This window comes from Amycolatopsis ponsaeliensis (genome assembly GCF_030182635.1).
Classification (GTDB): Bacteria; Actinomycetota; Actinomycetes; order Mycobacteriales; family Pseudonocardiaceae; genus Amycolatopsis; species Amycolatopsis ponsaeliensis.
Window position 1 is genome coordinate 48,310 of sequence record NZ_JAPZLD010000013.1, and the last position, 10,866, is coordinate 59,175.

The 10,866-nt window shown below is 70.5% G+C and carries 10 protein-coding genes; 3 read left to right on the top strand and 7 right to left on the bottom strand.

What is annotated here, in order from left to right; genetic code table 11:
* Positions 1–43 precede the first annotated feature (43 nt).
* Positions 44–1,453: a BNR repeat-containing protein gene (locus QQ657_RS20545; RefSeq protein ID WP_284743806.1), complete on the top strand. Its 1,410-nt coding sequence runs from the start codon at positions 44–46 to the stop codon at positions 1,451–1,453.
* A gap of 3 nt (positions 1,454–1,456) precedes the next feature.
* Here the strand turns inward: QQ657_RS20545 and glmS are convergent, their stop codons facing one another.
* Positions 1,457–3,280: a glutamine--fructose-6-phosphate transaminase (isomerizing) gene (gene glmS, locus QQ657_RS20550; protein ID WP_284743807.1), complete on the bottom strand. Its 1,824-nt coding sequence runs from the start codon at positions 3,278–3,280 to the stop codon at positions 1,457–1,459.
* 39 nt (positions 3,281–3,319) lie between these two features.
* Positions 3,320–3,592, bottom strand: coding sequence for a hypothetical protein (locus tag QQ657_RS20555; RefSeq protein WP_284743808.1), 273 nt, complete (start codon positions 3,590–3,592; stop codon positions 3,320–3,322).
* 156 nt (positions 3,593–3,748) lie between these two features.
* Here QQ657_RS20555 and QQ657_RS20560 point away from each other — a divergent pair, with 156 nt between their 5' ends.
* Complete coding sequence (locus QQ657_RS20560; RefSeq protein ID WP_284743961.1) at positions 3,749–4,417, top strand: class I SAM-dependent DNA methyltransferase; 669 nt, start codon at positions 3,749–3,751, stop codon at positions 4,415–4,417.
* An 80-nt stretch (positions 4,418–4,497) separates the two neighbouring features.
* On the opposite strand, the gene dapA is transcribed toward QQ657_RS20560, so the two are convergent.
* A complete protein-coding gene (gene dapA / locus QQ657_RS20565; protein ID WP_284743809.1) occupies positions 4,498–5,340 on the bottom strand; it encodes a 4-hydroxy-tetrahydrodipicolinate synthase in 843 nt (280 codons plus the stop codon).
* Between the two features lie 72 nt (positions 5,341–5,412).
* On the opposite strand from dapA, the gene QQ657_RS20570 reads away from it, so the two are divergent.
* Positions 5,413–6,294, top strand: coding sequence for a LysR family transcriptional regulator (locus QQ657_RS20570; protein ID WP_284743810.1), 882 nt, complete (start codon positions 5,413–5,415; stop codon positions 6,292–6,294).
* Positions 6,295–6,299: 5 nt separating this feature from the next.
* On the opposite strand, the gene QQ657_RS56975 is transcribed toward QQ657_RS20570, so the two are convergent.
* The 4 genes from QQ657_RS56975 to QQ657_RS20590 form a co-directional block, all read right to left on the bottom strand.
* Positions 6,300–7,292 (bottom strand): UbiX family flavin prenyltransferase, encoded by a 993-nt coding sequence (locus QQ657_RS56975; RefSeq protein ID WP_284743811.1) that lies wholly within the window; start codon positions 7,290–7,292, stop codon positions 6,300–6,302.
* Positions 7,289–8,599, bottom strand: coding sequence for an MFS transporter (locus tag QQ657_RS20580; RefSeq protein ID WP_284743812.1), 1,311 nt, complete (start codon positions 8,597–8,599; stop codon positions 7,289–7,291). The genes QQ657_RS56975 and QQ657_RS20580 overlap by 4 nt, the downstream gene beginning before the upstream one ends.
* A 20-nt stretch (positions 8,600–8,619) precedes the next feature.
* Complete coding sequence (locus QQ657_RS20585; RefSeq protein WP_284743813.1) at positions 8,620–9,942, bottom strand: MFS transporter; 1,323 nt, start codon at positions 9,940–9,942, stop codon at positions 8,620–8,622.
* A 149-nt stretch (positions 9,943–10,091) separates the two neighbouring features.
* Entirely contained in the window at positions 10,092–10,856 is a 765-nt protein-coding gene (locus QQ657_RS20590) for an IclR family transcriptional regulator (RefSeq protein ID WP_284743814.1), read from the bottom strand.
* Between the last annotated feature and the right edge of the window lie 10 nt (positions 10,857–10,866).

Genomic DNA, 10,866 nt, shown 5'->3' on the forward strand with positions numbered 1-10,866 from the left:
ACGGACGACCCTGTTCACGTTAACATCGAGTGGAAGGGCAGTCATGGCGACGAAGAGAACGCTTTCCCGGATCCTCGGCGTGCTGGCGGCCGTCGCCCTCTCGCTGCTGCCCGCCGCGCCGGCGGAAGCCGCCGTGTCCGTGACGAAGATCGGCGACACCAGGCTCGACCCGGCCGCGCTGTACTTCGTCTCCTACGACGGGCTCGTGAACAACGACTCCTTCCAGCAGAGCGGCATCTTCAGCTATGCCGGCTACCAGTACGCGGCCTGGTACACCGCGGACCGCAGCGCGGTGCTGGCCCGGCGCGCCGGGACGGGTGCGTGGCAGACCGTCGTGCTGCCGCACAAGCTGACCGTCGACGACTCGCACAACGTGATCTCGATGGGCGTCTCCCCGGAGGACGGCCGGCTGCACGTGGCCATGGACACCCACGGCAACCAGGTCTTCTACGTCGAGTCGGTCGCGGGCCTGCTGTCCGCGCCCGCGTCGCACGCCTGGACGCCGGCCGCCTTCGGCGCGGTGCAGCGCACGCTGAACGGCGTCGACCTCGGCGCGATCACCTACCCCCAGTTCGTGGTCACGCCGGAGCGGCGGCTGCAGCTGAGCTATCGGACCGGCACGTCCGGCAACGGCGTCAACGAGCTCGCCGAGTACAGCGCCGGGAGCTGGCACAAGCTCGGGAAGTGGACGTCGGCGACCGGCTCGTGGACGGCCGGAAACGGCGTCACCAGCACGACGCGCAACATGTACCTGCACGGCATCACCTACGGCCCCGGCGGGCGGCTGCACGCCGCGTTCACCTGGCGCGAGGGCAACACCGGCGTGTTGTGCAACGCCGGCGGGCTCGCCAACCACGACACCGGTTACGTCTACAGCGACGACCGGGGCCGCACCTGGCGCACCAACGCGGGCACGGTCGTCGCGACGACGGGCGGCACGCCGGTCGCCGTGGGGTCGCCGGGCACCGTCGTCGACCCGCTCGGCGTGGACCACGGGCTGATGAACCAGGAGAGCCAGGCCGTCGACTCGGCGGGGCAGCCGCACGTGGTGATCAGCTACGTGCCCGGCCGGTTCACCCAGTGCGTCACGAGCTATTCCGCGCAGCGCAAGCAGTACGGCCGGACGTTCTTCCTCAGCCGGGCGGCCGACGGCGGCTGGACCAAGCGCGAAGTGCCGGTGTCACCCGAGTCGACCCAGCGCACGAAGCTGGTGTTCGACCGCGGGGACAACGCCTACCTCGTGATGCCCTACGGCCGGATCGTCGCGGCGTCCAAGGCGAGCGGGTGGACCGACTGGAAGACGGTGTACAGCCCGGACCTGCAAGCGTTCGGCGAAGTCGACGTCGACGATTCGCAGCTGGCCGCCACCGGCGTGATTTCCGTTATGTACCAGCAGGTCTCCACCGGAACGACGCCGTCGCCGATCCGGGTGGCCGACTTCCGCCTCGGCTGAGGCTCACTCCACCGTGACGGACTTGGCGAGGTTGCGCGGCTTGTCGATGTCGTAGCCCAGGGTGAGCGCGGCGTGGTAGGCGAGCAGCTGCAGCGGGATGATCAGCAGGATCGGGTCGAGCTCCGGCTCGGTCCGCGGCACCACGATCCGCGGGACGTCCAGCTCGCCGAAGTCGACGTCGTCGTGCGTCACCGCCAGGACCGCGCCGCCGCGGGCGCGGATCTGCTGCATCGCGGCCAGGTTGCGGTCGGCCAGCTCGTCGGCGGGCACGATCGCGACCGTCGGGAGCGACTCGTCGATCAGTGCGAGCGGGCCGTGCTTCAGCTCGGACGTCTGGTACGCCTCGGCGTGGCGGTAGGAGATCTCCTTGAACTTCTGCGCGCCTTCGCGGGCCACCGGGAAACCGCGGACGCGGCCGATGAAGAACAGGCTGTTCGCGGCGGCCGCGACCTTCGCGTGTTCGGCGATCTGACTTTCCATGGCCAGGACCGTCCGGATCTGGTCCGGCAGCGCGCGGATCGCGGTGATGATCCGCTGTCCGTCCGCATTGGACAGATCGCGCACCCGGCCGAGGGACAGGGCGATCAGCGCGAACCCGACGGCCATGTTCGTCAGCGCCTTGGTCGAGGCGACCGCGATCTCCGGGCCGGCGTGCAGGTAGACGCCGCCGTCGCAGGCGCGGGCGATCGTCGAGCCGACGACGTTGACCAGGCCGGCGACCCGGCCGCCCTTGCGCTTGATCTCCTCGACGGCGAACGCGGTGTCGATCGTCTCGCCGGACTGGCTGACCGCGATGTAGAGCGTGTCGGCTTCGATGATCGGGTTGCGGTAGCGGAACTCCGACGCGGCTTCGGCGTCGGCCGGGATCCGGGCCAGCTCCTCGATCATCGTCGCGCCGATCTGCCCGACGTAGTACGCGGAGCCGCAGCCGAGGATCTTCACGCGGCTGAACCCGCGCAGCTCGCGGGGCGTCAGGTTGAGGCCGTCGAGGCGGGCGACGCCGAAGCGGTGGTCCAGCCGGCCGCGGATCATCCGCTCGACGGACTCGGGCTGCTCCTGGATCTCCTTGGCCATGTAGTGCGGGAACCCGCCGAGGTCGAGGTCTTCGGCGGCGATGTCGATCTCGGTGGCGGGCTTCGTGGTGTCGCTCTCGTCGACGGTGAAGGTCCGGTAGCCGGTCGCGAAGACCGTCGCGAACTCGCCGTCGTCGAGGTGCGCGACCTGCGAGGTGTGCCGGACCAGCGCGGCGAGGTCGCTCGCGACGAACATCTCGCGCTCGCCGACGCCGATGATCAGCGGCGAGCCGTTGCGCGCGATGACGAGCCGGTCCGGGTGTGCGGAGTCGGTGACGGCGATCGCGTACGTGCCGGTGATCCGCGAGACCGCCTCGACGACGGCGTCTTCGAGGGTGTCGGCGGCGGACCGCGCGATCAGGTGGGCGAGGACCTCGGTGTCGGTCTCGGAGGTGAGCTTGACGCCGGCGTCGGCGAGCTGGGCGCGCAGGGCGTCGGCGTTGTCGATGATGCCGTTGTGGACGACGGAGATCCGGCCGTCTTCGGAGGTGTGCGGGTGCGCGTTGTCCTCGGAGGCGGGTCCGTGCGTGGCCCACCGCGTGTGGCCGATGCCGACCTTGCCGGCCAGGCGCTTGGGCAGCGCGGCGGTGAGGTTGCGGACCCGGCCGACGACGCGGTGGACCTGCACGGTGTCCTTGGGGCCGAGGACGGCGATGCCCGCGGAGTCGTACCCGCGGTACTCGAGCCGGGTCAGGCCCTCGAGGAGGATGGGGGCGGCGTTCTGGCCGCCGATGTAGCCGACGATCCCGCACATGGCGAACCTCTTCTTCTAGGGGGCTGAGTCGGGCCTGTTTCAGCCGTAGACGATGCGGCGCAGCTGGCGCTCGGACAGGTCGGGCGCGGCGACGAGCCGACCCCGGAGCTCGGCGGCGATCAGCGGGAAGATCTCGGGGTTCTTCCGGCCTTCGGCCTGCAGCTCGGCGTGCCTGCGGCGCACGTACTGCTCGGTGGGTGTCCGGTAGAAGGCCAGGACATCGTCGACGACGCGGGCGGCGACCCCGGGCGGCAACCCGGTGGACGCGGCCACGCGCTCGACGATGTCGGTGTCTTCCACGCCGGTCATCATGCACTGCGTGGAGGTGAAACCCAAATTCTTGCCCGAAATCGGGCAAGTTCAAATCGTTGGACAGTTTCAGGGGTTGCGTCGAGGGTGGTCCGCGTGCGCCAGGAAGACATTTGGGACGTCGAGACCGCCGAACGCTACGACACCCCGGGCCGCGGCATGTTCGCGCCCGAGGTGGTGGACCCCGTCGTGGACCGCCTCACGGCGCTGGCCGGGGGCGGGCGGGTGCTGGAGTTCGCCATCGGCACCGGCCGGATCGCCGTCCCGCTGGCCGCGCGAGGCGTGTCCGTCACCGGCATCGAGCTGTCGGAGCCGATGCTGGGGCAGCTGCGGAGGAAGGCCGACCTCCCGGTGGTCGTCGGGGACATGGCGACGGCCACGGCCCCGGGCCGGTTTTCGCTGGTCTACCTGGTCTTCAACACGATCGGGAACCTGCTCACCCAGGACGAGCAGGTCGAGTGCTTCCGCAACGCGGCCCGCCATCTGGACCCCGGCGGCCGGTTCGTGATCGAGCTGGGCGTCCCCGAGCTGCGCCGGCTCCCGCCGGGGCAGGACGCGCTGGTGTTCACCGCCGAGCAGGGGTATCTCGGGGTGGATACGTACGACACGGTGCGCCAGCACCTGGAGTCACACCACTTCACGTTCGGCCCGGGCCGGTCGGCGCGGCTGGGTCGCTGCCCGCAGCGCTACATCTGGCCGGCCGAGCTGGACCTGATGGGCCGGCTGGCGGGGTTCGGGCTGGAGTCCCGGCACGCGGACTGGACCGGCGGGGAGTTCACGACGGAGTCGTCGTCGCACGTGTCGGTCTACCGGCTGCCCACGAGCTGACGGATGGCCGGTTGTCCGGCGGCCGGGATTCGCTGTCTTGAATGAGTCATTCAGGTCTTGGGAGGTCCTGAATGACTCATTCAAGACGTCAGAACCCGGCCCTCGACCAGGGGCAGCCGGACCGTCGCGTGCGGGAGCACGCCCAGCTCGACCAGCGCCGCCTTGGCTGTCGTCACGCCGGGGCCGGAGCGCATGATCGCGTCGGTCAGCGGAAGCAGCGAAGCCTGGATCACCCGGGCCGACTCGAGGTCACCACGGCGGACCGCGTCGATGAGGCCGGCGGTGCGGTCGGCCGACACGTTGGCCACGACGCTCACCACGCCCGCCGCGCCGCACGCCAGGTACGGCAGGTTCAGCTCGTCGATGCCGCAGTAGTACGCCAGCGACGTGCGGTTCATGACGGTCATCGCCTCGAACAGGTCGCCCTTGGCGTCCTTGACCGCCCGGATCCGGGGGTGGGCGGCCAGTTCGACCAGCGTCTCCGGCGTCATCGCGATGCCGGCCCGCGCGGGAACGTCGTAGAGCATCACCGGCAGCTCGGTCGCGTCGGCCACCGCCAGGCAGTGGGCGATCACCCCGGCCTGCGTCGGCCGGGAGTAGTAGGGGCAGACGAGCAGCAGCCCGTCCGCGCCGGCCGCCTCGGCTTCGCGGGCCCGGCGGACGCTCGCGGCCGTGTCGTAGGTGCCGATGCCGGCGATCACGCGGGCCAGGTTCCCGGTCCGCGCCACGACGCTGCGGACGAGCCCGGCGGCTTCCGGCTCGGTCAGGGTGGGGGACTCGCCGGTGGTCCCGCCGACGACGAGGCCGTCGCAGCCGGTGGCCAGCAGGTGGTCGACGAGGCTCGCGAGGCCGGGTTCGCTGAGCGCCCCGCCGGGCTGCATGGGGGTCACCATCGCGACGAGGTTGGCGCCGAATTCGGTCATGGCTCGACCCTGCCCGGCCTGACTGATGTGGTCCAGCGATGCTTTCTTGCCGATATTGCGTAATCTGACTTAATGATCGAGGTAGGTGCGCTCCGGGCGTTGCGGTCGGTGGCGGCGCTCGGGACGCTCGCGCGGGCGGCCGACGAACTGGGGTTCACGGCGTCCGCGGTGTCGCAGCAGCTCAAGCGGCTGGAGCGTCAGGTCGGGGTGCCGGTGCTCGCGCCGGCGGGCCGCGGGGTCGTGCTGACCCCGGCCGGGCAGGCGATCGCCAACTCGGCTCCGGAGGTGTTCCAGGCGCTGGAGCGCTGCGCGGAGGCGGCCCAGTCGGTCTCCGAAGGCGCGCCACGCGGGACGCTGCGGGTGGTCGCGTTCTCGACCGCCATCCGCGGCCTGCTCGCGCCGGTGCTGGGCGGATTGTCGGTGCGCTGTCCCGAGTTGCGCGTCGAGATCACCGAGCAGGACCCCGAGGAAGCGCTGCGCAGCGTCGACGCCGGGACGGCCGACCTCGCCCTCGTCCACGACGCCGACGGGCTGCCTGCCGCGCAGCCGCCGTCGGTGACGCAGCGGCTGGTGCACACCGACGTCGGCGACGTGGTCATGAGCCGGTCGCACCCGCTCGCGTCCGTCACCGAACCGCTCGGCGACCTCGCGGGCCACGCGTGGGTGACCAGCCCGCCGGGAACGGTGTGCCACCAGTGGTTCCGGCGCCTGTTCGCGGACGCGCCGGAGGAGCCGGACGTCCGCCACCTGGTCGACGACTTCGCGACGCAACTGTCGTTGGTCGCTTCAGGCGAGGTGCTCGCGCTCATCCCGCGCTTGGCCCGGCCGCCGCTGGGGGAGGACCTGATCGCGCGTCCGTTGCGACGTCAGCCGAAGCGCGAAGTCCACGCGGCGTGGCGGCGCAGTGCCGACGCGAGCCCGGCGATCCGGGCGCTGCTGGCGGACCTCGGCTAAGCTGATCAGTGAGCGGGTGCAGCGTCGGAACGCCCGCCCGGCCCACCTTTTGGCGCACTGAGCCGAAGGAGTGCGCCTTGATCACGTTCGCCGGGATGAGCCTGCCCGTCACCGACCTGGACCGTTCGGTCCCCTTCTACGAATCGCTCGGGTTCGCCACCGAAGTCCGCAATGGCCGGTTCGTGTTGCTGCGCCTGGAATCCGCCACGCTCGGCCTGCTGGAGCTCGGCGCCGTCGTCGAGCAGGCGGCCGATCGGCTGCGGCAGTTCGTCCAGGTCGAACTCCTGGCCGACGACCTCGACGAGCTGTACGCGGACTTCGTCGCCCGTGGGGTGCCCGTCCCCGGCCCGCCCCGTGACCGCGGCTTCGAGCGGCAGTTGCAGCTGCGGGACCCGGACGGCTTCACGGTCGAGTTCGCCGATCGGAGCCCTCGCGGCTGAGATCTCCTTGCCGCGCAGGGGAGCCGGCTCACGCAGCCCGACGCGGGCCAGTGCGCGCCGGGCCGTGTGGTCCACGAGGTCGTCCACCGTCGCCGGGTGCGGGTAGAACGCCGGGACCGGTGGGGCGATGATCGCGCCCGCTTCGGCGGCCGCGGTCATCGCCCGCAGGTGGCCCACGTGCAACGGCGTCTCGCGCACCATCAGCAGCAGCGGGCGCCCTTCCTTCAGGCACACGTCCGCCGCGCGGCTGACCAGGTCGTCGGTGTAGCTCCACGCGATCGCCGACAGTGTCTTGATCGAGCACGGCGCCACCAGCATCGCGTCCACCGGGAACGAGCCCGAGGCGATCGACGCGCCGATCTCGCCCGGCCGGTGGTGCACCGTCACGAGCTTTCCCAGGTCCGCCGGGGAAAGCCCGCACTCGTGCCGCACGGTCACCGCGCCGGCCTTCGACAGCACCAGGTGCACCTCGACGTCCGGCCGATAGGCCAGCAGCTCCAGGATCCGGACCCCGTAGGCAGCGCCGCTGGCCCCGGTGATCGCGACGACGACCTTCATTCGATTGCCTCGATGCGCCGGCCCGTGGAATCCGGCGCCACCACCGCCAGGACCGCCGCGGCCACCGGGCCGACGATGCCGAGCGCCAGCGCGAGCGGCACCGTCCCCGCGAGCGACAGCGCCACGAGCGGGAACAGCCCGGCGCCGAAGCCGCGTCCGGCGTAGTAGCTGAGGTTCGAGCCGCTCGACCGCACGCGCGTCGGGAAGAACTCGGCCATCCAGATGCCGAGCACGCCGAACCCGCCGCTGCCGCCGGCGCACATCATCAGCGCCCAGAACGTCGGCGACGCCCAGAAGTCCGTGCCGATCTTGGCCGAACCGCTCAGCACCAGGGCCAGGAACCAGCCGAACCCGAGCACGCCGAACAGCGCCGACGCGAACATCGCCCACTTGCGCTTCAGGACGTCGGACAGGATCCCGGTCAGCGGATAGGTGATCCCGGTGACGACCAGTCCCAAGAGGACGATCAGGCTCGCGGTGCCCAGCGGCACCTTCTCCACCTTGATCAGGAACGTCGACAGGTACGAGATGAGCGAGTTCGTGGTCAGGAACAACGCCGTCGCCAGCCCCATGAACAGGATCGTGCCGCCCGCGTACCCGCCGCGGAACACGTCCAGCAGCGGCACCTTCGTGCGGCGCAGCTTCTCCGGCACCCGGCCCGCCTTCAGCTCGCGCTGGTACTCCTGCCACTGCTCGGACTCCGGCAGCAGCACGGCCGCGGCGATGCCGATCACCAGCGTCGTGACGCCGATCAGGACGTACCCCGTGCGCCAGCCGCGCTCTTCGCCGAACTCGACGAGGCACACGTACACCACGCCTTCGGTCAGGATCTGGCCGACGAAGTACATCGCCTGGATCGAGCCGCCCATCATGCCGCGCTTGCGCGTCTTCCAGCACTCGGCGAACATCGAGAACGACAGCCCGAACAACCCGCCCATCCCGACTCCGGCGAGCAACCGGGTCAGCAGGAACAGGAAGTAGTTCGGCGCGAGCCCGCCGAGCAGCGCGGCGACGCCGAACGCCAGCACGGACCCGGTGTAGGTCCACCGCCTGCCGTAGAGGTCGCCGAGCCAGCCGCACAGGATCCCGCCCGCGATCGAGGCGAACCCCTGCAGCGTGGCGACCTGGATGATCTGGATGGTGCTGACGTGGAAGCTTTCCGCGAGGTAGGACAGCGGGTAGCCGACGAGGTTGAGCTCCGCGCCGTCGAAGAGCGTGCCTAGGAACGCGAAGAACAGGATTCGGCCGGTGTACGAGCGCGCGGGGGTGAGCCCACCGGTCCCGGTGGGCGTCTGGAGGGTCGACAAGGAAGTTCCCTTTCGCGGGATCAGTCAGGCAGCTTTTGGCCCCGGGTCTCGGGGCAGAACGGGGCGACGACCAGGCCCAGCACGTAGATCGACCCGACGGCGGTCGCGGCGACGCCGTACCCGCCGAGCTTCGAGATGATCGCGCCGGCGGTGAGCGGGCCGAGGAAGGCGATGAACCGCGCGGCGTTGAACACGAACGCCGCGCCGGTGGCGCGCAGGTGGGTGGGGTAGAACTCGGGCAGCCACACCGGCATCCACGTGTACTGGCCGAGCGTGAAGAAGCCGTTGACGACGAGCACGACCACGATCAGGCCGAGGCTGTGGGTCCACAGGAACAGCACCGGGGTGAGGACCAGCGACGCGGCGAAGTACAGCAGTACCGCGGGTTTCCGGCCGACGCGGTCGGCGATGAAGCCGAAGGCGATGTACCCGGCGATCGCGCCGGCGTTGTAGATCATCCCGGCACCGCTCGCCCACGCGGTCGCCGAATGCCCCTCGCCGGCGGCGCGCGAGGCGACGTAGGCGGGGACCCACGTCGAGATGCCCCACCAGCCGAGGGTGGTGACCAGGGACATCAGCGAACCGAGGATGGTCAGCCTGCGCAGCTTGGGGTCGACCATGATCTGGCGCAGGGTCAGCCGGGTGAACGACTTTTCGTGAGCGGTCAGCTCGCCGCCCCGCTCCTTCAGCTCCCGGCGGCGGCGGTGCGCGCTGGTCCAGGAGTCGGACTCGGGCACCTTGCGGCGCAACCACAACGCGAACAGCGCGGGCAGCACGCCGATGAGGAACATGTACCGCCAGGAGTCCGGCCCGAGTGGCGCGATGAAGTACCAGCACGCCGAGGCGAGGAAGAACCCGAGCCCGAGCCCGCACTGCATGAGGCCGGCGGCCTTGGCGCGGGCGTGCGCGGGCCAGGTCTCGGCGACCAGCGACGTGCCGGTGCCCCACTCCGAACCGAGCGCGAACCCGGTGATGAACCGGAGAACGAGGAACGACGTCCACGACCAGGAAACCGCGGTGAGACCGGTGAACGCCGCGTAGAGCACCATCGACGTCAGAAGGGCTTTGCGCCGGCCGAAGTAGTCGGCGAACACCCCGCCGACGATCCCGCCGAAACCCCAGCCGAGCAGCGTGACGGCGATCGTGGCGCCGGTCAGGAACGCCACCTGCGTCGCCGGTGCGGTGGGTTCGAGTGTCCTCAGGACGAGACTCGCGGTCAGGATCAGCGCGTAGGTCTCGAAGCCGTCGAAGAGCCAGCCGAGGTTCGCGGCGAGCAGCGACCGCCACTGCGTGCGGTTCAGTGTCTTGGCCCAGGGCTTCCGGGCGAGCGCGACCTCGGACACGGGATCTCCTTTCCGGGCCGCCGTGGGCCGGAAGTCTTGTCCTCTATCTAGGACATCGAGTCCTGCATGCGGAACCGTAAGCGAGCCGGAGGGCAGAGGTCAAGGCGCGATCCAGGCCGCTGGATCGCGCATCCTCCGCAGATGCGGAGCTATTCCGCTGTTTTCGCCGCACCGCCGGTGCGTTCGGTGATGCGCAGCCCGCATTCGCGGATCAGGTCACCGTAATGATCCACAGTGGACTCGTTGAGCTCCGAAGCGAACGCCAGCGAGCAGACGACCATGCAGACGCGGCCTTGCGCGTCGAACACCGGTGCCGCGACGCCGGACTGGCCGAGGTCGTACTCGCGGATGCTCCGGGCGTACCCGCGTTCACGGGTGTCGTCGAGGATGCCGCGCAGTTCGCCGGGGTCGGTGACCGTCTCGGCCGTGAACGCCTCGACGTCGAACCGGTCGCTCAGCCGGTCGACTTCGGCCGGCTCGGACCAGGCGTGGAACGCGCGCATGATGGCCGGCGCGGAGAACGGGAACGTGTCGCCGACGCCGACGGTGATCCGCACGCCCTTGCCGCGGTCGCCCTTGGCCAGTACCGAGTACTCGCCCTTCCCGTGCGGCTGCACGGCGAAGACGACGAAGTTTATCCGCTGGTTGAGATCGTCGAGTTCCTGCTGGACGATCTCCGTCATCCAGTCTTCGGAGAGGCGGGCCATCGCGAGCAGCCGCGGGCCGAGCGACCAGCCGTCGCGGCTGGTGGTCCAGCCGGCGCGCTGCAGGGTGCCGAGGATGTTGTAGCAGGTGCTGCGGTTGAGGCCCAGTTCCTCGATCAGCACCCCGGAGGCCACCGGTTCCGGCCAGTCCCGGGCGATCCGCTCCAGGAGCCGCACGGCGCTCAGCACCGCTGGTACGTCGCTCGTCATCCTCGCCCCT

Excerpts from the sequence above, each read along its gene's own strand:
- QQ657_RS20545 (WP_284743806.1), top strand. The coding sequence starts at position 44 with ATGGCGACGAAGAGAACGCTTTCCCGGATCCTCGGCGTGCTGGCGGCC.
- glmS (WP_284743807.1), bottom strand. The coding sequence starts at position 3,280 with ATGTGCGGGATCGTCGGCTACATCGGCGGCCAGAACGCCGCCCCCATC.
- QQ657_RS20555 (WP_284743808.1), bottom strand. The coding sequence starts at position 3,592 with ATGATGACCGGCGTGGAAGACACCGACATCGTCGAGCGCGTGGCCGCG.
- QQ657_RS20560 (WP_284743961.1), top strand. The coding sequence starts at position 3,749 with ATGTTCGCGCCCGAGGTGGTGGACCCCGTCGTGGACCGCCTCACGGCG.
- dapA (WP_284743809.1), bottom strand. The coding sequence starts at position 5,340 with ATGACCGAATTCGGCGCCAACCTCGTCGCGATGGTGACCCCCATGCAG.
- QQ657_RS20570 (WP_284743810.1), top strand. The coding sequence starts at position 5,413 with ATGATCGAGGTAGGTGCGCTCCGGGCGTTGCGGTCGGTGGCGGCGCTC.
- QQ657_RS56975 (WP_284743811.1), bottom strand. The coding sequence starts at position 7,292 with ATGAAGGTCGTCGTCGCGATCACCGGGGCCAGCGGCGCTGCCTACGGG.
- QQ657_RS20590 (WP_284743814.1), bottom strand. The coding sequence starts at position 10,856 with ATGACGAGCGACGTACCAGCGGTGCTGAGCGCCGTGCGGCTCCTGGAG.